The following is a 24300-nucleotide window of genomic DNA, read 5'->3' on the forward strand; positions in this document are numbered from 1 at the left end:
GGCGGGCCGCACGGGTGCGGCGCGGTCTTGCCGGGGGCTGACCTGGGCGGGGCCGGGTGTCCGGCAGCCCGGGGAGTGGCGAAGATCCCAAAGCGGAGCTTTGAGGTTCTCAAAGTTCAAGTGTTAACGTATCGGACATGACGTCAGCAGAGCGCCTTCACCATGCCGCGAGCCCCCCGCTCGTGGCGCGCCTGCATGTCGATCTCTGCCGCTGTATGTCCGCGGTCTGTCGCCGCTCGGCCTGACCCCCGCCGCAGCGGAACAGTCCCCTCGCGCACGGGCGCCGCCCCTCCCCGCTCTTCTCCCCTTTTACGCCGCTACTGGAGTGTGTCCGTGTCCGCGAACACCGCGTCCACCACGACCGGAAAGCCCTCGGGCTCCGGCTTCCGCATATCCAAGATCCCCTTCTGGGTCCAGATCGTCGCCGGTCTGGTGCTCGGCGTCCTGCTCGGCTGGCTCGCCCGCGAGCAGGACATCGGCTGGCTCAAGGAGACCCTGGGCCACATCGGCGACATCTTCATCCGGCTGCTGAAGCTCGCCGTGGCCCCGCTGGTCTTCTTCGCGATCATGGTGTCGATCACCAACCTGCGGAAGGTGAACAACGCCGCCAGGCTGGCCGGGCAGACCCTGCTCTGGTTCATGATCACCTCGCTGATCGCGGTCGCCATCGGCATCGGCATCGGCCTGCTGACCAACCCGGGCGAGGGCACCGGCCTCACCCCGAAGGACGGCGCCCTGCCCAAGCGCGAGGGCAGCTGGATCGACTTCCTGACCGGGATCGTCCCGACCGATGTCATCACCCCCTTCACCGAGCTGAACGTCCTCCAGATCGTCTTCATGGCCGCCGTCGCCGGGATCGCCGCCCTCGCGCTGGGCGAGAAGGCCAAGCCGATCCTCGGGCTCGGCGAGGCCGTGCTCGAACTGCTCCAGAAGGCCCTGTGGTGGGTGATCCGCCTCGCGCCGCTGGGCACGGTCGGTCTGATCGGCTTCGCCATCGCCGACTACGGCTGGGACCTCATCAGCAAGTACGCCACCTTCACCGCCGATGTCTACATCGGCTGCGCCCTGGTGCTCTTCGGTGTCTACCCGCTGCTGCTGGCGACCGTCGCCAAGGTCAACCCGCTGCACTTCTTCCGGGGCGCCTGGCCCGCGATCCAGCTGGCCTTCGTCTCCCGCTCCTCCGTCGGCACCATGCCGGTCACCCAGAAGGTCACCGAGCGGCTCGGTGTGCCGAAGGAGTACACCTCCTTCGCGGTTCCGTTCGGCGCCACGACCAAGATGGACGGCTGCGCCGCGATCTACCCCGCGCTGGCGGCGATCTTCATCGCGGAGATCTTCGATGTGCAGCTCGGCATCCAGGACTACCTGCTGATCGCGTTCGTCTCGGTGGTCGGCTCGGCCGCCACCGCCGGTCTGACCGGTGCCACGGTCATGCTGACCCTGACCCTCTCCACCCTGGGGCTGCCCCTGGAGGGTGTGGGTCTGCTGATGGCGATCGACCCGATCCTGGACATGATCCGCACGGCCACGAACGTCGCGGGCCAGGCGCTGGTCCCGGTGATCGTCGCCGCGCGGGAGAAGATCCTGGACCACGACGCGTACACCTCCGCCAAGTCCTCGCCGATCGACGACGTCCCCGGGACGTCCCAGGACACCCGGCCGGTCTCCGTCACGGCCTGACCCCGGCGGCTTCCGAGGCCCCCGTTCCCCGCCGCGCGCCCGCGCGGCGGAGAGCGGGGGCCTTCCGGTGCGCGGACGCCCCGGCCCCGGACCCGGGACCCAGAACAGGCGAGCCGGGGCAAAGCTGGATAAACTTCTCGTTTGCCGTGTGCGGGGCAGCAGTCGCAGCGCACTCCACAGGGCCTACGGAGAGTGAGACGCGGATGAACCGGGTTCTGCCCATCCAGCGGGGACACGGGGGCCTCGGCGCCCCGAGCGGACCGACGGGCGGCGACGGGTGCGCCGGATGACCGTCGCCCCGGACACCCCGGCGCTGCTGGACCCGGACATCGGCCCCGAGGCCCCGGCCGTGTTCCGCGCGGGCCGCGCGGCCCCGGAGCGCACCCTCCTCGACATCCTCGGCGAGACCACCCGCCGCCATCCGACGGCCCACGCCGTGGACGACGGCACGTCCCCGCTGACCTACCGCGCCCTCGCGGACCGGGTGGAGTCGCTGCGCCGGCGGCTGACCGGGGCGGGGATCGGGCCCGGCGACCGCGTCGGGGTGCGGGTGCCGTCCGGGACCGCCGATCTGTACGTGGCCGTCCTCGGCGTCCTCGCCGCCGGCGCGGCGTACGTCCCGGTGGACGCGGAGGACCCCGACGAGCGGGCCGCCCTGGTCTTCACCGAGGCACGCGTCCGCGCGACCCTGACGGAAGCCCTGACCCTGACCCTGACCCTGCCCCCGGAGGCCCCACCCGCTGCCACCGGGCCCCCCGGCGGGTGTGTGCCGGGTCCCGTTGCCGGAGGACCGGTCTCGCGCGGGGCCGGGTCCGGGGGCCCCGGCGTTTCCTCCCGTACCCGACCGGAGGTCACCCCCGGGGACGACGCGTGGGTGATCTTCACCTCGGGGTCCACCGGGCGGCCCAAGGGGGTCGCCGTCACGCACCGGAGCGCGGCGGCGTTCGTCGACGCCGAGGCGGAGCTGTTTCTCGCGCGGGAGCCGCTGGGGCCCGGGGACCGGGTGCTCGCCGGGCTCTCGGTCGCCTTCGACGCGTCCTGCGAGGAGATGTGGCTCGCCTGGCGGCACGGCGCCTGTCTGGTGCCCGCGCCCCGCTCCCTCGTACGGACCGGGGCCGACCTGGGCCCCTGGCTCGTCGAGCAGCGCATCACCGCCGTCTCCACCGTCCCCACGCTCGCGGCCCTGTGGCCCGCCGAATCACTGGCCGCCGTCCGGCTGCTGATCTTCGGTGGTGAGGCCTGCCCGCCCGAGCTGGCGGCCCGGATGGCCGTCCCCGGCCGGGAGGTCTGGAACACCTACGGCCCCACCGAGGCCACCGTCGTCGCCTGCGCCGCCCTGCTCACCGGGGAGGGCCCGGTCCGCATCGGGCTGCCGCTCGACGGCTGGGAGCTGGCCGTCGTCGACCCCCGGGGCGAGCCGGTGCCGCTCGGCGGCAGCGGCGAGCTGGTCATCGGGGGAGTGGGCCTGGCCCGCTATCTCGACCCGGCCAAGGACGCCGAGAAATACGCCCCCCTCCCGTCGCTGGGCTGGCCACGCGCCTACCGCAGCGGCGACCTCGTCCGGGCCGAGCGCGAGGGCCTGCTCTTCCTGGGCCGCGCCGACGAACAGATCAAGCTCGGCGGCCGGCGCATCGAACTCGGTGAGATCGACGCCGCCCTCCAGTCGCTGCCGGGCGTCGCCTCCGCCGCCTCCGCCGTCCGCACCACCCCGGCGGGCCACCAGGTCCTGGTGGGCTATCTGGTCCCGGAGGCCCCGGCCCCCGGCACCCCCGTCCCCTTCGACCGCGCCGGCGCCCTCGCCCGGCTGCGCCGGGAGCTGCCCGCCGCGCTGGTCCCGGTGCTCGCGCCGGTCGCGGAGCTGCCCACCCGCACCTCGGGGAAGGTCGACCGCGACGCCCTCCCCTGGCCCCTGCCGGACAGCGCCGGCGCCGTCGGCGGCGGGGAGCGCACAGAGCTGACCGGGGCCGAGGCCTGGCTCGCCGGCGAGTGGACCGAGCTGCTGGGCGTCCCGGTCGACGGCCCCGGCGCCGACTTCTTCGCCTCCGGCGGCGGCAGCCTCGCGGCGGCGCAACTGGTCTCCCGGATCAGGGTGCGGTACGGCACCGGCTCCGTCGGCGACATCTACCAGCACCCCACCCTCCGCGCCCTCGCCCGCACCCTGGAGGCCACCTCCGGCGAGCGGGACGACGAGCGCGCCGTACGGCCCGTGCCCCGAGGGGCCCAGCTGATCCAGTGCCTGCTGACACTCCCGCTGCTCACCGTCGCCGGGCTGCGCTGGGCCGTGGTCGCCGCCGCCGTCAACAACGTCCTCCACCTCGCCGGGCCCACCGTCTCCTGGTGGTGGGTCGCGCTGGGGTGGCTGCTCGTCATCAGCCCGCCGGGGAAGATCCTCATCGCCGCCGGCGGCGCGCGGCTGCTGCTGCGCGGGGTCCGTCCGGGCACCCACCCCCGGGGCGGCGGCGTCCATCTGCGGCTCTGGACCGCCGAGCGGCTCGCCGAGCTGACCGGCGCGACCGGTCTGGCCGGCTCCTGGCTGACGTACTACGCGCGGGCGCTGGGCGTCCGGATCGGCGACGACGCCGATCTGCACTCGCTGCCGCCCGTCACCGGTCTGCTCCGGCTCGGCCGGGGCGCGGCCGTCGAACCCGAGGTGGATCTCTCCGGGCACTGGCTGGACGGCGACCGGCTGCACATCGGCCGGCTCCGGATCGGCGCCGAGGCCACCGTCGGCGCCCGCAGCACCCTCTTCCCCGGCGCCCGGATCGGGAAGCGGTCCGAGATCGCCCCCGGCTCCGGTGTCACCGGGACCGTCCCGGCCGGTGAGCGCTGGTCGGGCGTCCCGGCCACCCGCGACGGCCGGGCCCGTCCGCACCCCGGCACCCGGCCGCCGCGCCGGGCCCGCTGGACGGCGCTCTACTCGCTGACCTCGCTCCTCCTCGGCCTGCTCCCGGCGCTCGCCGCCCTCCCCGCCCTGCTGATCATGGACCGGTCCGCCTCCCCGCTCGCGGCCGTCCCGCTCGCGACGGCCGCCGCCCTGGTGGCGTACGCCCTGCTGATCCTGGCCGGGGTGCGCGCGCTGAGCGCCGGGCTGCGCGAGGGCAGCCACCCCGTCCACAGCCGGATCGCCTGGCAGGCCTGGGCGACCGAGCGGCTGATGGACATGGCGCGGGTGCATCTCTTCCCGCTGTACGCGTCTCTCGCGACGCCCGTGTGGCTGCGGGCGCTCGGGATGCGGGTGGGCCGCGGTGTCGAGGCGTCGACCGTGCTCGCGGTCCCCGCGATGACCACCGTCGGCGATGGCGCGTTCCTCGCCGACGACACGATGGTGGCCTCCTACGAGCTGGGCGGGGGACGGCTGCGCATCGCCGAGGCCCGGATCGGCAAGCGGGCCTTCCTCGGCAACTCGGGGATGACGGCGGCCGGCCGGCGGGTGCCCAAGCGGGGTCTGGTCGGGGTGCTCTCCGCGACCCCGAAGCGGGCCAAGGCGGGCAGTTCCTGGCTCGGCATGCCGCCGATGCGGCTCCCCCGGGCCGCCGAGGGCGGCGACCGGAGCCGCACCTTCGCCCCGCCGGCCCGCCTCCGCTGGGCCAGGGCCGCCGTCGAGCTGTGCAGAATCGTTCCGGTGATGTGTTCCGTCACCCTCGCGGTCCTGGGGATCATGGCCTTCGGCGCGCTGGCCGGCCGCTTCGGCCACCCGGTCGCGATCCTGCTTGGCGGGGTGCTGCTGCTCGCGGGGGGCGTGGTCGCGTGTCTGGTCGCGCTCGCCGCGAAGTGGCTGCTGGTGGGCCGCTTCCGGGCGGTCGAGCACCCGCTGTGGTCGGCGTTCGTCTGGCGCAACGAGCTGGCCGACACCTTTGTCGAGGTGCTGGCGGTGCCCTGGCTGGTCGGCGGGGCGGGCGGCAGCCCGCTGATGAGTCTGTGGCTGCGCGGGCTCGGTGCCCGCGTCGGCTCCGGTGTCTGGTGCGAGACGTACTGGCTGCCGGAGGCCGATCTCGTCTCGGTGGGGTCCGGCGCCAGCGTCGGACGCGGCTGTGTGGTGCAGACCCACCTCTTCCACGACCGGATCATGCGCATGGACAATGTGGTCCTCGGGGCGGGCGCCACGCTCGGCCCGCACGGCATCGCGCTGCCCGGCGCGGTGATCGGAGACCGGGCGACGGTCGGGCCCGCGTCGCTGGTGATGCGCGGGGAGCGGGTGCCGGACGGCACCCGCTGGCTCGGCAACCCGATCGCCGCGTGGCGGCCGGGGCGGGCCCGCGCCCGCAAGCGCCGGTCGGCGCGCGGCTGACCCCGGCGGCCCCCGGGCGGGGCCGTGCCTCCGGGGCCCGTACCCACCGTCCGCCCGGCGCGGCCCGCCCGCCCCGGAGAGCCCGCCGGGATCGACCGATTGGACGACCGGCCGACCCGCCCCGACCGACCGGCCGACCCGCCCCGAAGAACCCGCCCCGACCGACCGGCCGACCGGCCCGCCCCGAAGAACCCGCCCCGACCCGACAGGCGACCGAAGGACGCAGGGTGAGCGACTCCTACCTCCCGCAGCACGGCGACGACCGCTACCGCACCACCGGATACGACCTGGAGCTGGAGTACATCCCGCACACCGGCCGGCTCACCGGCCGCGCCAGGATCGGCGCGGTGGTCGCCCCCGCCGCCGGGCCGCTCGCCGAGGTCGTCCTCGACCTCGGCCGGTTCCGGCTGACCAAGGTCCTCATCGACGGCCGCAGGCCCGCCCGTTACACCCACCGCGCGGAGAAGCTCCGCATCCGCCCCGACCGCCCGCTGCCCCCCGGCACCCCCTTCACCGTCGAGGTCCGCTACGCGGGCGTCCCCCAGCCGGTCCGCACCCGCGACTGGGGCGAGCTGGGCTGGGAGCAGTTGGAGGAGGGCGCGCTCGTGGCCTCCCAGCCGCACGGCTCGCGCTCCTGGTTCCCCTGCAACGACCTGCCGGGGGACAAGGCTCCGTACCGGATCACGGTCACCGCCCCGACCCCGTACCCCGCCGTCGCCAACGGCACCCTGATCTCCCGGACGATCAGCGCCTCCACGACGACCTGGGTGTACGAGCAGCCCGCGCCGATGGCCCCCTATCTGGCGACCGTGCAGATCGGACCGTACGAGCTGGTGGAGGTCCCCGGGTCCCCGGCCGTTGCCGGAGTCCCGGACGCGGACGGGGCGGCCGGTGTTCCCCAGCCCGCCGCCGTGCCGCGCTCGCTCGCCGGCCCCGGCGGCCGGTTCGCGCACGACTTCGCGCGCCAGCCGAGGATGATGACCGCCTTCCAGGAACTCTTCGGCCCCTACCCCTTCGAGGAGTACGGCGTCGTGGTCGTCGACGAGGACCTGGATGTGCCGGTGGAGGCCCAGGGGCTCTCGGTCTTCGGCCGCAACCATGTGGACGGGCGGCGCGGCAGCGAGCGGCTGATCGCCCATGAGCTGGCCCACCAGTGGTTCGGCAACAGCCTCACCGTCGCCGACTGGCGCCATATCTGGCTCAACGAGGGGTTCGCGAAGTACGCGGAGTGGCTCTGGTCCGAGCTGTCCGGCGGCCCCTCGGCGGCGGCGCTCGCGGCCCGTTCCCACGCCCGGCTCGCGCTGCTGCCGCAGGACATCAGGATCGCGGACCCGGGGCTGCGCCGGCTCTTCGACGACCGGGTCTACGAGCGGGGCGCGCTCACCCTGCACGCGCTGCGCGCGGAGATCGGCCACGGGGCCTTCGTACCGCTGCTGCGGGAGTGGACCGGTGTCCACCGGCACGCCGTGGTGACCACGGAGGACTTCCGGCTGCTCGCGGCCCGTCACGCCCCGCGCCCGGTGGACGGGCTGCTGAGCGCCTGGCTGTACGGGACGGAACTGCCGCCCCTGCCCTCGGACGGGTGACCCGAGGGGAATTGCCGGGGAAAGGCAGGAGCCCCGGTCCTGGAAATGGCCGGGGCTCCTTGGGTACTGCTAGTCGTGCGCGATCGCCGACCCTGGCTGACTAGGCCGGGGTGACGTTCTCCGCCTGCGGGCCCTTCGGACCCTGGGTGACGTCGAAGTTCACGACCTGGTTCTCCTCAAGAGAGCGGAAACCAGACGCGTTGATCGCGGAGTAGTGGACGAAGACATCCGGGCCGCCGCCGTCCTGGGCGATGAAGCCGAAGCCCTTTTCAGCGTTGAACCACTTGACGGTTCCGGTAGCCATAAGCCCTCCTTGGGCCAAAGGGTTGCCCTGCTCCAGAACCTGCAAACAAGTCTGAAAACTACAAAAGCCTGCGGGTCACATGCTCCGCAGGCTCTGTACTGCAAGGGAAACCAAACTGCAACTTGCGTCGAGCCTAGCACGCACTGTGTTCGCAGCGGTAGAGGCAAAGATCACTTCACCCGGACGCTTGAAACGCCCGTCCCCGCGCTGACGTGCCCCCCGGCCGCCGAGCACCCCGCCGGGCCCGGCTCCGGACGAACCCCAGCTCGCGAGGGGTGCGCCGGTCACCCGCCCGGACGGGCGGCCCCCGGTCCGGCCCGCCGCCGGGCCGGAGCCCTCCCGGGCCGCCGCGCCCCCCGCGCGGCGGTGCGACCCGCCTGCGCCCCCTCCGTGTCCGGGGCGGCCCGGGGGTACTAGCCTCGCGTTGTGGACAGTCGTGGAGAAAGCGCAGCAGCCGGGCACCGCCGCAGCAGGCCCCGCGTCGGGCATATTCAGTTCCTCAACTGTCTCCCCTTCTACTGGGGGCTCGCCCGCACCGGAACCCTGCTGCATCTGGAGCTGTCCAAGGACACCCCGGAGAAGCTGAGCGAGCAGCTCGTCCGCGGCGACCTCGATATCGGCCCGATCACCCTGGTCGAATTCCTCCGCAATGCCGACCAACTGGTCGCCTTTCCCGATCTCGCGGTCGGCTGCGACGGCCCGGTGATGTCCTGTGTGATCGTGTCGCAGGTGCCCCTGGAGAAACTCGGCGGCGCCCGGGTGGCCCTGGGATCGACTTCGCGTACTTCGGTACGTCTTGCGCAGTTGCTGCTCGCCGAGCGGTACGGCGTCCGGCCCGATTACTACAGCTGTCCGCCCGATCTCGGCGTGATGATGCAGGAGGCGGAAGCCGCCGTCCTGATCGGCGACGCCGCCCTGCGCGCCTCGCTCCACGACGCCCCCCGCCTCGGCCTCCAGGTCCACGATCTGGGGCGGATGTGGAAGGAGTGGACCGGGCTCCCCTTCGTCTTCGCGGTCTGGGCCGCCCGCCGGGAGTATCTGGAGCGCGAGGAGGGGCTCGTCCGGGAGGTGCACGAGGCGTTCCTCGCCTCCATGGCCCTCTCGCTGGAGGAGGTCGGCCAGGTCGCCGCGCAGGCCGCGCGCTGGGAGAGCTTCGACGCGGAGCTGCTGGAGCGGTACTTCCGGACGCTGGACTTCCGGTTCGGCCCCGAGCAGATCGCGGGCGTACGGGAGTTCGCCCGCCGCACCGGGCCGACGACCGGGTTCGCGGCCGATGTCACCGTCGAACTGCTGGGGGACGGCCGGGGGCCGCACACGCGCCACCGGCTCGCGGCACCCTGAGCCCTCTGGCGTACGCTGGACCGGCCCGCAGACAAGTCCGGTGAAAGGTGACACCCGGTGACCGAGAAGGCCGACCTTCAGTCCGTGCTGGACCGCGCCGCCGAGGGAGGCCGGATCACCGCGGAGGAGGCGCTCGACCTCTACCGCTCGGCCCCGCTCCACGCGCTGGGCCGCGCCGCCGACGCCGCGCGCCGCCGGCGGTACGCGGGCACCGAGCACATCGCGACGTACATCATCGAGCGCAACATCAACTACACCAATGTGTGCGTCACGGCCTGCAAGTTCTGCGCCTTCTACGCCCCTCCCAAGGACACGGCCAAGGGCTGGACCCGCGATCTCGACGACATCCTGCGCCGCTGCGCGGAGACCGTCGAGCTGGGCGGCACCCAGATCATGTTCCAGGGCGGTCACCACCCCGACTTCGGCGTCGAGTACTACGAGCACCACTTCTCCGCCATCAAGTCCGCCTTCCCCCAGCTGGTGATCCACTCCCTCGGCGCCTCCGAGATCGAGCACATGGCCCGGATCTCCGGGGTCGGCGCCAAGGAGGCCATCCAGCGGATTCACGCGGCCGGTCTGGACTCCTTCGCGGGCGCCGGCGCCGAGCTGCTGCCCGCACGGCCCCGTACCGCCATCGCCCCGCTCAAGGAGTCCGGCGAGCGCTGGCTGGAGATCATGGAGATCGCCCACGGCCTGGGCGTGGAGTCCACCTCCACCATGCTGATGGGCACCGGCGAGACCAACGCCGAGCGGATCGAGCATCTGCGGATGATCCGTGACGTGCAGGACCGGACCGGCGGCTTCCGGGCCTTCATCCCGTACACGTACCAGCCGGAGAACAACAAGCTCAAGGGGCAGACGCAGGCGACGCTCTTCGAGTACCTCCGGATGATCGCCGTCGCCCGGCTCTTCTTCGACAACGTCGCCCATATCCAGGGCTCCTGGCTGACCACCGGCAAGGAGGTCGGCCAGCTCTCGCTGCACTACGGCGCGGACGACCTCGGCTCGATCATGCTGGAGGAGAACGTCGTCTCCTCGGCGGGGGCGAAGCACCGCTCCAACCGGCAGGAGATCATCGATCTGATCCGCGCCTCGGGCCGGGTCCCGGCGCAGCGGGCCACGACCTATGAGCACCTCGCCGTCCACACCGACCCGGCCGACGACCCGGTCGACGAGCGGGTCGTCTCGCACATCTCCTCCACCGCGATCGAGGGCGGCACGGCCCACCCGGAGCTGAAGCTCCTCAGCGCCAACTGAGCCCCGTGCTCACGATCCACACCGCGGCAGCCGTCCGCACCGCCGCCACCGACCCGGGGACCGGCGCGGACGCGGTCACCGTCGACGGCGGGCTGATCGTCGCCATCGGGCCGTACGCGGAGCTGACCGCCGCCCACCCGGCGGCCCGGGTCCGCCGCTGGCCGGGGCTGCTGCTCCCCGGGCTGCTCCAGCCGCGCGCTGTGGAGCTGCTGGAGGCCGCCTACCACCCCGACCCCCGCGAGGCCGGCGCGCTCGGCACCGAGCCGCTCACCGGCGCGGCGCTCGCCGCCCTCGCTCCCGACGAGGTCCGCTGGGGCGGCAGCGCCCGGCGCGGCCTCCAGCGGATGCTGGCCCATGGCACCACCGCCGTCACCGGCCCCTTCACCCGCCCGTCCGTGCGGACCGCGGTCTCCCGCTCGGGTCTGCGGGTACGCGGCCCGGTGCCGGGGCACTCGCACCCCGGCTCCGGTCCGGGCCCGGGTCCAGGCCCCGGCTCCGGTCCAGGTCCCTCTTCCGGTCCGGGCCCGGGCCCGGCGGGGGCGCCCTCGCTCGATCCGGCGGCCGGACAGCCGCCGGGCGGCGCCCTCCTGGACGGGGAGCTGCACCCCGGCGGCCCCGCCGACTTCGCCGTCCTCGACCTCCCCGCCGCCCTCCTCGACGCCCTTCTCGCCGGCGAGGAGCCCGAGCGGGCGCTGCGCCGGGCGGGCGCGGCCGTCTGCGCCGCCACCGTCCTCGGCGGGCGGCTGGTGCACCGCCGCTCGTAGCCGGTCCGGGCCGCCCTGCTTGAATGGGCGGTGTGATCCGAGCATCCCTGGACAAGCAGCCGCACGAAGTCGCCTCGATGTTCGACGATGTGGCGGCGAACTACGACCTCACCAACGATGTGCTCTCGCTCGGCCAGGACCGCCGGTGGCGCAGGCAGGTCACCGCGGCCGTGGACGCCCGGCCCGGCGAGAAGGTGCTCGACCTGGCGGCCGGTACCGGCACCTCGTCGCTGCCCTTCACCGAGGCCGGCGCGTATGTCGTGCCCTGCGACTTCTCGCTCGGCATGCTCCGCGAGGGCAAGCGGCGCGAGCCCTGGCTGCCGCTGACGGCGGGCGACGCCACCCGGCTGCCGTTCCGGGACGGTGTCTTCGACGCGGTCACCATCTCCTTCGGGCTGCGCAATGTGCAGCGGACCGAGCAGGCGCTGCGCGAGATGCTCCGGGTGACCAGGCCCGGCGGGCGGATCGTGGTCTGCGAGTTCTCCCACCCGACCTGGACGCCGTTCCGGACGGTGTACGAGGAGTATCTGATGCGGGCGCTGCCGCCGGTGGCGCGCGCCGTCTCCTCCAACCCGGACGCCTATGTGTATCTCGCCGAGTCCATCCAGTCCTGGCCCGACCAGCCCGCGCTGGCGGCGGTGCTCCAGCGGGCGGGCTGGTCGAAGGTGGCCTGGCGGAATCTGACCGGTGGGGTGGTGGCCCTGCACCGGGGCACCAAGCCGGCGGAGGACTGACGGCGAGGACTGACGGCGAGGACTGACGGCGGTAACGGCGGCGGCCGGAGCGGCTCCCCGGCCGGATCTGCTTCCGCGCCGGCGCGCCGGGGCTTCAGGACCCCGGGGCCCCGAGGCGCCGGGGCTTCAGGGCTCCAGGGGCTTCGCGGCACTCGGGCTCTGAGCGCCCGGGCGCGCCCGGGCGCGTCAGTGCGGCGGTGTGTTCAGAGCGCCAGCCGGAAGCACTGCCCTTCCCGCTCCCCGTCCGGCGTCGTGAAGGTCCGGTCATGGTCCATTCCCAGCCGTTTCACGACCGCTATCGAGCGCTCGTTGCGGCTGTCCACCATCGCCACCACCTCCGGCACCCCGGCGGCCCGCACCCGCTCCAGGGTGATGCGGGCAGCGGCCGTCGCATAGCCCCTGCCCCACGCGGCCCGGGCCAGCCGCCAGCCGATCTCGATCTCCCCGACCGGCCCGAAGTCAGGAGAGGGCCAGGGCTGGGCGCCGGTGAAGCCCAGCACCTCCCCGTCGTCGTCCAGCAGCGTCCACAGGCAGAAGCCCCGTTCGGCGTCGTGTCTGCGCTGCCGGGCCGTCAGCTCCTCGTACACGGACAGCTCCGCGGACCGGCCGCCGTGGAACTCCATGACCTGCGGATCATCGAAGATCCGGTGCCAGGCATGGGCGTCCTCGTCGGTGGGCACACGCAGCCGTACGGCGGGGAGGGGCCTGCTCATAGGGGGGAGCCCTTCAGTCAGTTGATCGGTACGCCCCCTAGACTGCACATGTCCTGTGCCGTTCGGCACGCAGAATTGAGTCTTCGGGAGAACCCGCCGTGACCGAGCCCCTCTCCGAACACACCGCGGATGTGATTGTCGTCGGGGCAGGCCCGGCCGGCTCCACGGCCGCGTACTACCTCGCGAAAGCGGGACTCGACGTACTGCTGCTGGAGAAGACCGCCTTCCCGCGCGAGAAGGTCTGCGGCGACGGGCTGACCCCGCGCGCCACCAAGCAGCTCGTGGCCATGGGCATCGATGTCTCCGAAGAGGCCGGCTGGCTGCGGAACAAGGGGCTGCGGATCATCGGCGGCGGGGTGCGGCTCCAGCTCGACTGGCCCGAGCTGGCCTCGTACCCGGACTACGGTCTCGTCCGCAAGCGCGACGACTTCGACGAGCAGCTCGCCCGGCAGGCGCAGAAGGGCGGCGCGCGGCTGTACGAGCGCTGCAATGTCGGCGCGCCCATCATCGACGACCGCACCGGCAGGATCGTCGGAGTGGAGGCCAAGCTCGGCGAGGAGAAGACCCCGGTCACCTTCCGCGCCCCGCTGGTCGTGGCCGCCGACGGCAACTCCTCGCGCATCTCGCTGGCGATGGGGCTGCACCGGCGCGACGACCGTCCGATGGGCGTCGCGGTGCGGACGTACTTCACCTCCCCCCGCCACGAGGACGACTACCTGGAGTCCTGGCTGGAGCTGTGGGACCGCCGGGGCTCCGAGGACAAGCTGCTGCCCGGGTACGGCTGGGTCTTCGGCATGGGCGACGGCACCTCCAACGTCGGCCTCGGCGTGCTCAACACCACCGGTGCCTTCAAGGAGCTGGACTGGCGCGAGGTCCTGAAGGCCTGGTGCGCCTCCATGCCCGAGGAGTGGGGCTACCAGGAGGAGAACATGACCGGCCCGATCCGGGGCGCGGCGCTGCCGATGGCCTTCAACCGGCAGCCGCACTACTCGCGCGGGCTGTTGCTGATCGGTGACGCGGGCGGGCTGGTGAACCCGTTCAACGGCGAGGGCATCGCCTACGCCATGGAGTCGGCGCAGATCGCCGCCGATGTGATCGTCCAGGCCCACGCCCGCGCGACCCCGGCCCACCGCGAGCTGGCGCTGCACCGCTACCCGAAGGTCCTCAAGGACACCTACGGCGGGTACTACACGCTGGGCCGCGCGTTCGTGAAGCTGATCGGCAACCCGAAGATCATGAAGCTGGCGACGGAGCGGGGTCTGACCCATCCGCTGCTGATGCGCTTCACCCTGAAGATGCTGGCGAACCTGACCGACCCGACCGGCGGGGACGCGATGGACCGCATCATCAACGGCCTCTCGAAGGTGGCCCCGAAGGCCTGACGCACACGGTTCGGCAGGCGGCGCCCCCGGCGCCCCGAGGCCCGGCGGCCCGTCCGCCGGGCCTTTCGCCGTCCGCTCCCGTGCCGTCTCGCCGCCCGTGTCGCCGTGAGCGGGCGCGCGCCCCCGCAAGGTGCCCGCCGCACCCCGCCCGTCCCCGTGGTGACGCACCGGGGGGCGCCCGGAGGGGCGCTCGGGGAAGAGAGTGAGCCGAACCCGTGCTGATTCGGGAAATCCCGCTGTGTAGCGCCCCGCCGGGGTGGAAACTGGTTGTGTGCGGGGGGATACGGACAGACACGGGGGTGGCGGAGCCGGCTCCCGCTGATCGGAGGGGGACATCCCGTTGGACGAGGCTGAGGACCGGCGGCTGCGCGCCATCGCCCCGGACATCTCCCACATCTCGGTGAGCCTGCTGCGCCGGGTGGTGGGTGTCTACCCGGAGGAGCGCATCCCGGAGGAGGCGCTGCGCACGGCCGACGAGGTCCTGGAGACCTATGGCACGGACGGCCTGCGGGTGCTGGTGATGAGTCTGACCGGGTGGGCCGCGGTCGAGATCGAGAAGGACGCGCATATGAGCGGGCGGACCCATGAAGCCCTTCTGGACGACATGGACCTCACCCGTCTGGAGGCGAATCCGGACGGCTGAGCCCCGCCCCCGCGGACCCGGTGCCTGATCCGTCCCTCCGTCCTCCTCGGATCTCGCCCCCGCTCCTTCCACGAGCCGCCCGCCGGCCGGCCGCGAACCGCCCGTGCCACCCCGCGTTTTGCTCACCGTGACCTGCTTCCGGGACGATGACCCGCATGGCCTCCATGAAGCAGTTCGACCCCGCGTCCGGGACCCGTGATTTCCTCGCGGCCGAGTTCGACAGGCGTGAGCGCGCCTTCGCGACCATCCGTGCCGTCTTCTCCCGGTACGGCTTCCAGCCGCTCCAGACCCCCGCGTTCGAGCGCCTGGACGTGCTGACCGGGAAGTACGGCGACGAGGGCGACAAGCTGATCTTCAAGATCCTCCGGCGCGGCGAGCACGAGGCCACCGGGGAGGCCGATCTCGCACTCCGCTACGACCTCACGGTCCCGCTGGCGCGCGCGGTGGCGGCCTACGGCAGCCAGCTCCCGACGCCGTACAAGCGCTACACCATCGACCCCGTCTGGCGGGCGGACCGGCCGGGCAAGGGGCGGTTCCGGGAGTTCGTCCAGTGCGATCTGGACATCGTGGGCTCGTCGTCGCCGCTCTCGGACGCGGAGACCGTGCTGACCCTGCACGACGCCCTGGTGGCGCTCGGCGTCCCGGAGTTCCGGTTCCTGGTCAACTCCCGGCAGGTGCTGTTCGGACTCCTGGAGGCGTACGAGGTCCCCCAGGAGCGCGGCTCCGGGGCGCTGATCACCCTCGACAAGCTGGACAAGCTCACCCCGGAGGCGGTCGTGACCGAGCTGGTCTCCGGCCGGGGGCTCGATCCGGAGGTGGCCCAGGGCCTGGTGGACGATCTCACCGCGCCCGATGCCGTCGAACGCGTCCGGGACCGGCTGAAGGCCGGGGAGACCGGCCAGGCGGGGCTGGCCGAGGTCGACCGGCTGCTCGACCTCACCAAGGACTCGATCCCCGCCGAGCGGATCGGCTTCACCCCCAACCTGGTGCGCGGCCTGGACTACTACACCGGCATCATCTTCGAGGTCGTCGCCCCCGGGACCCCCGGCTCCATCGCCTCCGGTGGCCGCTACGACGGTCTGATCGGCCGGCTCGGCGGCAAGGACTCCCCGGCCTGCGGCGGCTCCCTGGGCATCGAGCGCATTCTGCCCCTGCTCCCCGAGCCCGCCGAGGACACCTACGCGCTCACCGATGTCGCGGTCACGGTCATGGGCGAGGAGCAGTCCGCCGCCAGCTTCCGCCTCGCGGCCGAGATCCGCCGGGCGGGCATCCGTACCGGCATCTATCTGGGCGCGAGCGGGAAGTTCGCCAAGCAGATGAAGTGGGCCGCCGACCAGGGCGCCCGGTTCTGTGTCATCCACGGCGCGTCCGAGCGCGCGTCCGGCACGGTCACCCTCCGCGACATGACCACGGGCGAACAGACCCAGGTCCCGCTGGCGGAGACGGCCGCGGAGCTGACCCGTCTGCTCGCGGCGGCCGACGCGTAATCCGGGCGCGTACCGCACGGACCGCGTCCGCTCCCTCCGGGCGGGCCACAGTGGTGCCATCTGGTGCCACTGAAGGTGCCAGCGGGATCGGAGCCTGGGATGGTGCCGTGCTGGTGCGAGCCCATCCGGAAGCGTTTTCGCAGGTCAGGGTGGTTGTCCGCGCGGCGGCTCGCAGGGGGGTCCCGGACGGACTTGTGCATGGCGCCATAGTGATGCCACTATGGCGCTATGGACCTGACGCCGTATGTCGACAACCTCCGCCGCGAACTCGCGGTGGCCGCCGAAGCCGGCGGCGAGGAAGCCCGCGAGCTGGCCGAGCGGCTCACCGCTCCCCTGGAGTCGGCGACCCGTCTGACGATGCTCAACGTGCTCTCCGCCGCGATGGACGAGATCACCCGCGAACTCGCCCCCGGCTCGGTCGATGTGCGGCTGCGCGGGCTCGACCCCGACTTCGTGGTGACACGGCCGGCGGGCGACGAGGCGTACCAGGGGGGGAGCGTTCCCGCCGAGCCGCTCAGGGCGCCGGCCCCGGCCCCCGCCGACGGTGACGACGGCGGCACCGCCCGCGTCAACCTGCGGCTCCCCGCCCACCTCAAGGCGCGCGCCGAGGAGGCCGCGGGCCGCGAGGGCCTCTCGGTCAACGCCTGGCTGGTACGAGCCGTGTCGGCCGCGGTCGACGGCGGCGGCACCCCGTCCCGCACGGCGGAGACGACCCGCGCCACCCGCACCGTCGGACAGAGCTTCACGGGCTGGGTGCGCTGACCGCGCCCACCCTCATCGCACCTCACCTCACTTCACTCACACCACGTCCCACCAGCGGGGACGCCACGAAGACCCAAGAGGACGGGACAGCCATGCCTTCTTTCGACACCCCCTCGATGATCTCGGCCACCGCCCATGTGGAAGCCGGGACCATCCGGTTCCTCGCCGCCGACCGGCCCGACACCGTCGTCGAGGTGCGGCCCCGTGACCCGAGGAAGGACGCGGACCAGCGGGCCGCCGAACTGACCGAGGTGCGGTACGCGAACGGCCATCTGACGGTGAGGACGCCCAAGCAGCGCTTCTTCGTGGGGCGCACCGGCATGGTCGATGTGACGGTCGAACTGCCCACGGGCTCCGGGGTGGAGGTGACCGGCGCCTGGGCCCAGGTCAACGGGGAGGGCAGGCTCGGCGAGGTCCGGGTGAAGATCTCGACCGGGGATGTCCGCTTCGACACCACCGGGCCGCTGCGTCTGACCGCGTCCCACGGCAATATCACCGTGGACCGGGTCGAGGGGTCCGCCGAGATCACTTCCAGCTCCGGCAGCCTGCGCGTCCGCACCCTCGACGGCTCGGCCGTGCTGAAGAACTCGCACGGCAACACGACCGTCGGCGATGCCCTGGGGGAGCTGCGCGTGAGCGGCGCCAACGGCGACATCGCCATCGAGCGCGCGCGGGGCTCGGTCACCGCCACCACCGCCCATGGCACTCTGCGCGTCGACGAGATCGTCCGTGGCACCGTCCAGTTGGAGACCTCGTACGGTGCCATCGAGATCGGCATCCGCAAGGGGACGGCCGCCTGGCTCGATGTCGGGTCGGTCGCCGGGCAGGTGCACAACGCGCTCACCGAGTCCGGGAGCCCGGAGGGGTCCGAGGACACGGTCGAGGTCAGGGCCCGTACCCGCTACGGCAACATCGACATCCGCCGTTCCCACCCCCACACCTGACCCGCCCGGACCCGCAGCCCCTGACCCGCCCGGGCCTGAAGCCCCCGGGCCCCGACCCCGGCCCGCCCGCGCCGGACGGACGCGCCCCGAGCCACCCGGACTCGACGCGCCCGAGCCCGAGCCACCCCAGGCCCGACCGTGACCCCGGTTCGCCGCGCCTGAGCCGCCCGGCCCCGCGCCCGACCCCTGGCCTGGCCACCCGGGCCCGCAGCCCTGGCCCCGCCCGCCCGGGCCCGAGCCACCCGAGCCACCCGGGCCCGAGCCACCCGAGCCACCCGGGCCACCCGGGCCACCCGGGCCACCCGGGCCCGACGCGCCCGACCCCCCGTACCGAACAGCACCCCACCCCCGTCACCACGCCTCCGAATGGGAGGGCCCCATGCCTTCTTCTGTCATGCCCGCGCCAAAGACCGCGCACGACCGGCGGCCTCCCGCCGCCGTCTCCACCGCCGATCTGCGCAAGTCCTACGGCGACAAGACCGTCCTCGACGGCATCGACCTGCGGATTCCGGCCGGCACGGTGTTCGCGCTGCTCGGGCCGAACGGCGCCGGCAAGACCACCACCGTGCAGATCCTCTCCACGCTCATCTCGGCGGACGGCGGACAGGCCCAGGTCGCGGGGCACGACGTCGCCGCGGCGCCGGACCGGGTGCGCGCCGCGATCGGCGTCACCGGACAGTTCGCCGCGCTCGACAACCTCCTCACCGCCGAGGAGAACCTGCTCCTCATGGCCGATCTGCTGCGGCTCGGCAAGCGCGAGGGGCGGAGACGGGCCGAGGAGCTGCTGGAGCGGTTCGACATCGCGGATGTCGCGCGGAAGCGCGCCGCGCTCTTCTCCGGTGGGATGCGGCGCCGGCTCGACCTCGCCATGACCCTGGTCGGCAACCCGGAGGTGATCTTCCTGGACGAGCCGACGACCGGTCTCGACCCGCGCAGCCGCCGCACCATGTGGGAGACCGTCCGTTCCCTGGTCGCCGGCGGGGTCACCGTCTTCCTCACCACGCAGTACCTGGAGGAGGCCGACCAGTTGGCCGACCGGATCGCCGTGCTCGACGGCGGGCGGATCGTCGCCGAGGGCACGGCCGACGAGCTGAAGGCACAGATCCCCGGCAGCCATGTGCGGCTGCGGTTCACGGACGCCGGAGAGTACGAACGCGCCTCCGCCGCCTTCCCCGGCGCGGCCCGCGACGACGAGGAACTCGCCCTGCGGGTGGCGGGCGACGCCGGTCTCGACGCGCTGCGCGCCCTGCTGGACCGGCTCGACGCCGCCGGTATCCGCGCCGCCGGCTTCTCCGTGCACACCCCCGACCTCGACGACGTGTTCCTCGCCCTCACCGGCGACGGCAGCACCAACACCGCGCTCCACGTGAAGGAGAACCAGCGATGAGCTTCCTCGGCCACGCCGTGCACGACTCCAGGACGATGCTGCGGCGGAATCTCCGGCACGCGATCCGTTATCCGGCCGTGGGGCTCGGCAGCGCGATGACACCGATCCTGATGCTGCTGCTGTTCGTGTACGCCTTCGGTGACTCGATCGGCGCCGGAATGGGCGGGGGCCGGGACGCCTATCTCAACTATCTGACGCCCGGAATCATCATCATGGGAGTGGCCGCGGGTTCGATGTCGACCTCGATCGCCATCTGCATGGATATGACCGAGGGCATCATCAACCGCTTCCGCACCATGAACATCACGCGCTCCTCGTTCATGACGGGGCATGTCATCGGCAGCGTCATCCAGACGATGCTCTGCGCGGTGCTGGTCGTCGGTGTCGCACTCGCCGTCGGGTTCCGCTCCGGGGCGACGGCGCTGGAGTGGCTGGCCGCGGCCGGTCTCCTGATGGCGATCGCCTTCTCGGTGACCTGGCTGTCCGCGGCGCTCGGCCTGGTCTCCAAGACGGTCGAGTCGGCGAGCAACAAGCCGCTGCTCATCCAGTTCCTGCCGTTCCTGGGCTCGGCGTTCGTACCGGCCGAGTCGATGTCACCGGGCCTGCGCTGGTTCGCCGAGCACCAGCCCTTCACCCCGATGACGGAGACCCTGCGCGGTCTGCTCTCCGGCTCGGCGATCGGCGACAGCGGGTGGATCTCCCTCGCGTGGTGCGTGGGGATCGGGCTGGTGGGCTATGTCTGGTCGCGCTCCCTCTTCAACAGCGGCACCACACGCTGAGCCGGGGGTACGCACCCGGGCGGGGTGCCCGCTCACCGGCACGGGGAGCGGGCACCCCGCCCGCGCATGCCCATGAAGAGTGCCCCCCGCCGGCAGGCGTGAGTACGGGCGGGGGGCAGCCCTCTGGTGCGTCTCCCCAACAGCCGCAGCGGAGCGGGGAGATGGCCGTGGCGAGCGCCCCCGCCACCGCGCACCAGCGACCGTAGCGCTGGCTACCATCCCGTATCAATAGTTTTCCGTCTCTAGAGTGAGACGGAATATGCCAACTTGGTCTACGGAATCGAACGGCCCCCCATTCGTGGTCGAATGAGGGGCCGTTCGATGCTGCCGTTCGATGATCAGATCAAATCATCGAACTCCCCCTCTTTGGCGCCGCCCAGGAAAGCGCGCAGCTTGGCCGGGGTCGTATGAATGATCACATCCGGATTGTCGCTCTCACGCATCAGGATCTCACCTCCGTGCACAGCGAGTTCCAGGCAGTTGTTGCCCGCGCCGTCCGTCGACTTTGAGGACTTGCGCCACTGAATGTCCACTGTTCTCACGCCTTCATGCTTGTCGTGCTATCTCATGAATGAAGTCCCGCGACCGCTTCGGATCGAGTGAGCGCTCCTCGGTCTGATCCAGAACGGCTCGGTAGTTCGCGAGCCGGGTCTCCGCGTCCAGGAACGCGGGGCCGGTCGCGGTGTCCATCTGCACGGTGTCGAGCTGCGGCACCGACCCGTACACATAGAGTGTCGAACTTCCGGCGTTCGGGAAACCGCCCACGGAGAAGGGGATCACCCGGACGGTGACGTTGTCCCGCTCCGACTCCTGGAGGAGGTAGTCCAGCTGGCTCCGGGCGATCTCGGGGCCGCCGTACTCCATCCGGAGCGCGGCCTCGTGGATCAGGAAGGTGCACTTCGGAGGCTGGTCCCGGTCGAGCACATCGCGGCGTTGCAGTCGGTGTGACAGCTGGCGCCGCAGGAAGCTGGAATCGGGCGGGGGTACGGCGAGGGCGACCACTGCGCGGGCGTACTCCTCGGTCTGGAGCAGACCGGGCATGTGCATTATCTGGACGGTCCGGAAGCCCGACGCGTGGTGCTCCAGCTCGGCCAGATCCAGCGCACCGCTGGGGAGATGGTCGCGATAGTGCTCCCACCACCCGCTTATCCGCTCCTCAGCCATCCCCGCGAGCGCCTCGGCGTAGGCCGCGTCCGGGCAGGAGTAGTGCCCCGCCCAGGCGCGCACCCGGCCCGCGCTCACCCCGAAACGCCCTGATTCGGTGTTGCTGATGGTGGTGCGGTCGGTGCCGAGCAGCCCGGCGGCCTCCGCCAGATTGAGGCCGGCGTGCTCTCGCAGCTTGCGTAGCTCGGCACCCAGCCGGCGCTGTCTGGCCGTGGGCGCCTTCCTTGGTGGCATCTGCTCCCCTCCTGTTGGGCCTCAGTCTGGTCCGCGTGTCCCACCTCGGTCCACTGAGCACCATGGTTTCTATCGTTGAGTACAAATGTTGAGACTTCGCTGCTACCGTCTCATGAACACCGCGCGGTACGCCGGGACTTGGCCCCGGCGCGACCGGCAGGCGCATGCCCAGGCGCGGGCTTCTCCGAGCAGGGAGACGTGAATGCACACCTCCACAGCCTCAACCCCATCAACGACACCCGCCCCGTTCAGTGGCGCGCGGCTGCGCATAGAGGCCCCCAGCGACCCCACCGTCGCCAGGAAGGCGCGTGACTGGCTCACCGCGCCCCTGCGCACAGCGCACCCGCAGCTCGCGGATGACGTGCTGCTCTGTCTCTCCGAAGTGGTCACCAACGCGCACCGGCACACCACCGCCGCCACGATCCGCGTCGACGCGCACATCACCGACGCGCATGTGGTGGTCCGGGTCCGGGACAACCGGGCCGGTGCGCTGCCGCGGCCGGCCGGGAGCCGTTCGGACGAGGAGCGGGGGCGGGGGCTGACGCTGCTCGACGCGTTCGCCGACTCCTGGGGGGTGACCCCGCTCGACGGGCGGCGGTCCAGCGGGAAGTCCGTGTGGTTCAGGCTCACGGCCCGGCGGCGGGACCCGGGGTGAGCGGACGCCGAAGGGGCCGGCGGGAGAGCGTCTCCCGCCGGCCCCTTCGGCCGTGCCCGTGGTACGGAGGAACAGCCGCGCTCAGAGGACGCGCACCGCTCCCGTCGCCGGGTAACCCGACAGATCCTGGATGACGACGCCCTTCTCCGGGTTGGCCGCGTCCAGGTACTGGCCATTGCCGATGTAGACACCGGTGTGGTAGGCGCTGCCCGCCGCGCCCCAGTAGAGGATGTCCCCGACCTGGAGGTTGGAGGTGCCGACCTGGGTGCCCGCGGTCGACTGGTCCTGGGAGACGCGGGGCAGGTCGATGTTGACCTGACGGAACGCGGCCTGGACCAGGCTGGAGCAGTCCCACGAGTTGGGGCCGGTGGCACCCATCACATAGGCGTCGCCGACCTGGGCCTTCAGGAAGGCGATGACCGTGCCGACGGAGCCGGACGCGTTCGAGGAGTTCGACGGGGAGGTCGAGGCGGGGGCGCTCGACGACGAACTCCCGGCGGAGGAGGAGGTGCTGGGGGAGGAGTCGGCGGCCGCGGCGAGGGTGGTGCGCTCGGCGGTGCGGGACGCGCGCTCCTCCGCCTCCTTGGCGGCGGCCTCGCGCTCGCGCTTCTCGCGCTCCTCGGCGGCCTTGCGCTCCGCCTCGGCCTGGCGCAGAGCCTCCGCCTTGGCCTTCTTGGCGGTCTTCTCGGCCTTCTCTGCCGCGGCGGCCTCCTGGGCCCGCAGCTCCTGGTCGAACGCGACCTGCTGCTGGGCCTGGGCGGACTGGGCGACGGCCTGGGAGAGACCGGCGGGGGTGAACGCCGGCATCTCGATGGTCTCGGTCACCGGGTCGGCGTTGGCCGGTCCGGCGGCTCCGGCCACGGCGATGGTGCTGAGCACGCCACCGGCAACTCCGGCGCGGAGGGCCATCGCGGAGGAGCTCCGGCGACGGGGCTTCCGGTGGCTGGGTATGTGAGCGGTGTGGGACATAGGGACAACCGCTATCAGCCATACCCGGTTGCCGACAAGAAACGTGTGTTGCGCCACAGTTGTGACCGGAACCCATCAATCCTCTTGGCGTGGACCCTTATTGACGCCCTAAGGGATAATTCGGACAGTCGTGATCATGGTCGTGATCATGCGTTTCTGGGAAAAGGTCCGAATTGCCTCACGCCTACCACCGCTTCAGGCCATTGGCCAAGCCCGCCTTTACGAGGGTCACAGGGGAGTGGTGCAGGTCACAGTGGGGTCACGGGCGGGCGTGACGGGCGGTGTCCGGGGCGCTACCGGCCGCTCGGGCCGCCACCCCTCCGTGCCCGGCCCGCCGTGCCCGCGGTGGCGGTCGCGGTGTGTGGTGACGCGAACCGGAAGGGTGACGGAGTGGGCCCCCGGAGTTCGTGAACGGATGCGCGTATCCCCCCGGCGGGGGTGATCCGGCGCTCGCCGCCACCGGTCCCGTCTCTTCTGCGCGGCTCCGCCCGCGAGGCTCCGGGTTAGGCAAGGCAACGCTTACTATCATCCGCTCCCGTTTGCCGCCAATTTGCGTTCGCGGGCATCTGCTTGATAGTGCGAGACGCCCACGACCAGCGGAAACGCCAAAAGTTGTCACGTCTGGTAATCAACTGCGCGCTTCACGTATGAAGATCACCTCTCATCCGACTTCATGATCCTTCGTCAGGTGGTGGAGATCACAAAAGCGGTTGCCGACCCCGTGTCGCAGATCACAGACCGGCAGGCATAGGATGCGGGGCAGTCGGGCTTGTGAACTGCCTCACATGAACACGATCTTCGAGGCGGCGCGTCTATCGCCCGGTGCGGTCCACACGGTCAAGGACGACTGGAAGGAGCGAGGAGGGTGAATGCCTACGCGCCCATCCTGGTACTCGGAGCCCTCGGGGCAGGGTTTGCGATCTTCTCCGTGGTCATGGCCACGCTGATCGGCCCCAAACGGTACAACCGGGCAAAGCTGGAGGCGTACGAGTGCGGCATCGAGCCCACTCCGACGCCTGCCGGGGGCGGCCGTTTTCCCATCAAGTACTACCTGACGGCGATGCTCTTCATCGTCTTCGACATCGAGATCGTCTTCCTCTACCCCTGGGCGGTCAGCTTTGACGCCCTCGGGCTTTTCGGGCTCGTGGAGATGCTGCTCTTCGTGCTCACCGTCTTCGTCGCCTACGCGTATGTCTGGCGGCGCGGCGGGCTGGAATGGGACTGAGG

21 protein-coding genes are annotated in these 24300 nt (G+C 72.1%); 16 read left to right on the forward strand and 5 right to left on the reverse strand.

Annotated features, from left to right (window positions below; genetic code table 11):
• Positions 1-333 precede the first annotated feature (333 nt).
• The 3 genes from ABT122_RS08360 (at position 334) to ABT122_RS08370 (ending at position 7554) form a co-directional block, all read left to right on the forward strand.
• Positions 334-1680 carry a dicarboxylate/amino acid:cation symporter gene (locus ABT122_RS08360; protein WP_351547290.1) on the forward strand — a complete coding sequence of 449 codons (1347 nt, stop codon included), beginning with the start codon at positions 334-336 and terminating at the stop codon, positions 1678-1680.
• A 286-nt stretch (positions 1681-1966) separates the two neighbouring features.
• Positions 1967-5968, forward strand: a complete 4002-nt coding sequence (locus tag ABT122_RS08365; RefSeq protein WP_351547293.1) for a Pls/PosA family non-ribosomal peptide synthetase — start codon at positions 1967-1969, stop codon at positions 5966-5968.
• A gap of 227 nt (positions 5969-6195) precedes the next feature.
• Entirely contained in the window at positions 6196-7554 is a 1359-nt protein-coding gene (locus ABT122_RS08370) for a M1 family metallopeptidase (protein WP_351547296.1), read from the forward strand.
• Positions 7555-7654: 100 nt separating this feature from the next.
• Here the strand turns inward: ABT122_RS08370 and ABT122_RS08375 are convergent, their stop codons facing one another.
• Positions 7655-7858, reverse strand: coding sequence for a cold-shock protein (locus tag ABT122_RS08375; RefSeq protein WP_003967102.1), 204 nt, complete (start codon positions 7856-7858; stop codon positions 7655-7657).
• Between the two features lie 426 nt (positions 7859-8284).
• Between ABT122_RS08375 and ABT122_RS08380 the strand changes: the two genes are divergently transcribed.
• The 4 genes from ABT122_RS08380 to ABT122_RS08395 are packed head-to-tail and all read left to right on the forward strand — an operon-like array spanning position 8285 to position 11954.
• The gene (locus tag ABT122_RS08380; RefSeq protein ID WP_351547299.1) at positions 8285-9199 is read left to right on the forward strand and encodes a menaquinone biosynthetic enzyme MqnA/MqnD family protein; all 915 of its coding nucleotides are present in this window, start codon (positions 8285-8287) and stop codon (positions 9197-9199) included.
• Between the two features lie 57 nt (positions 9200-9256).
• Positions 9257-10456 carry a cyclic dehypoxanthinyl futalosine synthase gene (mqnC, locus tag ABT122_RS08385; protein WP_351547302.1) on the forward strand — a complete coding sequence of 400 codons (1200 nt, stop codon included), beginning with the start codon at positions 9257-9259 and terminating at the stop codon, positions 10454-10456.
• Positions 10457-10461: 5 nt separating this feature from the next.
• Positions 10462-11220 carry an imidazolonepropionase-like domain-containing protein gene (locus ABT122_RS08390; protein ID WP_502976117.1) on the forward strand — a complete coding sequence of 253 codons (759 nt, stop codon included), beginning with the start codon at positions 10462-10464 and terminating at the stop codon, positions 11218-11220.
• Between the two features lie 32 nt (positions 11221-11252).
• Entirely contained in the window at positions 11253-11954 is a 702-nt protein-coding gene (locus ABT122_RS08395; protein WP_351547305.1) for a demethylmenaquinone methyltransferase, read from the forward strand.
• 203 nt (positions 11955-12157) lie between these two features.
• Here ABT122_RS08395 and ABT122_RS08400 read toward each other — a convergent pair whose 3' ends face one another.
• Positions 12158-12667, reverse strand: a complete 510-nt coding sequence (locus ABT122_RS08400) for a GNAT family N-acetyltransferase (RefSeq protein ID WP_351547308.1) — start codon at positions 12665-12667, stop codon at positions 12158-12160.
• 98 nt (positions 12668-12765) lie between these two features.
• Here ABT122_RS08400 and ABT122_RS08405 point away from each other — a divergent pair, with 98 nt between their 5' ends.
• The 7 genes from ABT122_RS08405 to ABT122_RS08435 all read left to right on the forward strand — a co-directional run bounded on the left by ABT122_RS08405 (position 12766) and on the right by ABT122_RS08435 (position 20051).
• Complete coding sequence (locus ABT122_RS08405; RefSeq protein ID WP_351547311.1) at positions 12766-14049, forward strand: geranylgeranyl reductase family protein; 1284 nt, start codon at positions 12766-12768, stop codon at positions 14047-14049.
• Between the two features lie 340 nt (positions 14050-14389).
• A complete protein-coding gene (locus ABT122_RS08410; RefSeq protein ID WP_351547313.1) occupies positions 14390-14692 on the forward strand; it encodes a hypothetical protein in 303 nt (100 codons plus the stop codon).
• Between the two features lie 155 nt (positions 14693-14847).
• The gene (hisS, locus tag ABT122_RS08415) at positions 14848-16179 is read left to right on the forward strand and encodes a histidine--tRNA ligase (RefSeq protein WP_351547316.1); all 1332 of its coding nucleotides are present in this window, start codon (positions 14848-14850) and stop codon (positions 16177-16179) included.
• A gap of 228 nt (positions 16180-16407) precedes the next feature.
• Entirely contained in the window at positions 16408-16941 is a 534-nt protein-coding gene (locus tag ABT122_RS08420; RefSeq protein ID WP_351547318.1) for a hypothetical protein, read from the forward strand.
• A gap of 92 nt (positions 16942-17033) precedes the next feature.
• Positions 17034-17885 (forward strand): DUF4097 family beta strand repeat-containing protein, encoded by an 852-nt coding sequence (locus ABT122_RS08425; protein ID WP_351547320.1) that lies wholly within the window; start codon positions 17034-17036, stop codon positions 17883-17885.
• Positions 17886-18264: 379 nt separating this feature from the next.
• The gene (locus ABT122_RS08430; RefSeq protein WP_351547322.1) at positions 18265-19272 is read left to right on the forward strand and encodes an ATP-binding cassette domain-containing protein; all 1008 of its coding nucleotides are present in this window, start codon (positions 18265-18267) and stop codon (positions 19270-19272) included.
• The gene (locus ABT122_RS08435; protein ID WP_351547324.1) at positions 19269-20051 is read left to right on the forward strand and encodes an ABC transporter permease; all 783 of its coding nucleotides are present in this window, start codon (positions 19269-19271) and stop codon (positions 20049-20051) included. The genes ABT122_RS08430 and ABT122_RS08435 overlap by 4 nt, the downstream gene beginning before the upstream one ends.
• 338 nt (positions 20052-20389) lie before the next feature.
• Here ABT122_RS08435 and ABT122_RS08440 read toward each other — a convergent pair whose 3' ends face one another.
• Both ABT122_RS08440 and ABT122_RS08445 read right to left on the reverse strand, forming a co-directional pair.
• Positions 20390-20584 carry a DUF397 domain-containing protein gene (locus ABT122_RS08440; RefSeq protein ID WP_351547416.1) on the reverse strand — a complete coding sequence of 65 codons (195 nt, stop codon included), beginning with the start codon at positions 20582-20584 and terminating at the stop codon, positions 20390-20392.
• A gap of 13 nt (positions 20585-20597) precedes the next feature.
• A complete protein-coding gene (locus ABT122_RS08445) occupies positions 20598-21449 on the reverse strand; it encodes a Scr1 family TA system antitoxin-like transcriptional regulator (RefSeq protein WP_351547326.1) in 852 nt (283 codons plus the stop codon).
• Between the two features lie 202 nt (positions 21450-21651).
• On the opposite strand from ABT122_RS08445, the gene ABT122_RS08450 reads away from it, so the two are divergent.
• Positions 21652-22104 (forward strand): ATP-binding protein, encoded by a 453-nt coding sequence (locus tag ABT122_RS08450; RefSeq protein ID WP_351547328.1) that lies wholly within the window; start codon positions 21652-21654, stop codon positions 22102-22104.
• Positions 22105-22185: 81 nt separating this feature from the next.
• Here the strand turns inward: ABT122_RS08450 and ABT122_RS08455 are convergent, their stop codons facing one another.
• Positions 22186-23073, reverse strand: a complete 888-nt coding sequence (locus tag ABT122_RS08455; protein WP_351547329.1) for a C40 family peptidase — start codon at positions 23071-23073, stop codon at positions 22186-22188.
• A gap of 865 nt (positions 23074-23938) precedes the next feature.
• Between ABT122_RS08455 and ABT122_RS08460 the strand changes: the two genes are divergently transcribed.
• Entirely contained in the window at positions 23939-24298 is a 360-nt protein-coding gene (locus ABT122_RS08460) for an NADH-quinone oxidoreductase subunit A (protein ID WP_003956195.1), read from the forward strand.
• The last annotated feature ends 2 nt before the right edge of the window (positions 24299-24300 follow it).

Origin of the sequence: Streptomyces sp. NPDC001985 (assembly GCF_040296845.1) — a bacterium.
GTDB lineage: Bacteria > Actinomycetota > Actinomycetes > Streptomycetales > Streptomycetaceae > Streptomyces.

Excerpts from the sequence above, each read along its gene's own strand:
- ABT122_RS08365 (WP_351547293.1), top strand. The coding sequence starts at position 1,967 with ATGACCGTCGCCCCGGACACCCCGGCGCTGCTGGACCCGGACATCGGC.
- ABT122_RS08375 (WP_003967102.1), bottom strand. The coding sequence starts at position 7,858 with ATGGCTACCGGAACCGTCAAGTGGTTCAACGCTGAAAAGGGCTTCGGC.
- ABT122_RS08400 (WP_351547308.1), bottom strand. The coding sequence starts at position 12,667 with ATGAGCAGGCCCCTCCCCGCCGTACGGCTGCGTGTGCCCACCGACGAG.
- hisS (WP_351547316.1), top strand. The coding sequence starts at position 14,848 with ATGGCCTCCATGAAGCAGTTCGACCCCGCGTCCGGGACCCGTGATTTC.
- ABT122_RS08420 (WP_351547318.1), top strand. The coding sequence starts at position 16,408 with ATGGACCTGACGCCGTATGTCGACAACCTCCGCCGCGAACTCGCGGTG.
- ABT122_RS08425 (WP_351547320.1), top strand. The coding sequence starts at position 17,034 with ATGCCTTCTTTCGACACCCCCTCGATGATCTCGGCCACCGCCCATGTG.
- ABT122_RS08430 (WP_351547322.1), top strand. The coding sequence starts at position 18,265 with ATGCCTTCTTCTGTCATGCCCGCGCCAAAGACCGCGCACGACCGGCGG.
- ABT122_RS08435 (WP_351547324.1), top strand. The coding sequence starts at position 19,269 with ATGAGCTTCCTCGGCCACGCCGTGCACGACTCCAGGACGATGCTGCGG.
- ABT122_RS08445 (WP_351547326.1), bottom strand. The coding sequence starts at position 21,449 with ATGCCACCAAGGAAGGCGCCCACGGCCAGACAGCGCCGGCTGGGTGCC.
- ABT122_RS08450 (WP_351547328.1), top strand. The coding sequence starts at position 21,652 with ATGCACACCTCCACAGCCTCAACCCCATCAACGACACCCGCCCCGTTC.
- ABT122_RS08455 (WP_351547329.1), bottom strand. The coding sequence starts at position 23,073 with ATGTCCCACACCGCTCACATACCCAGCCACCGGAAGCCCCGTCGCCGG.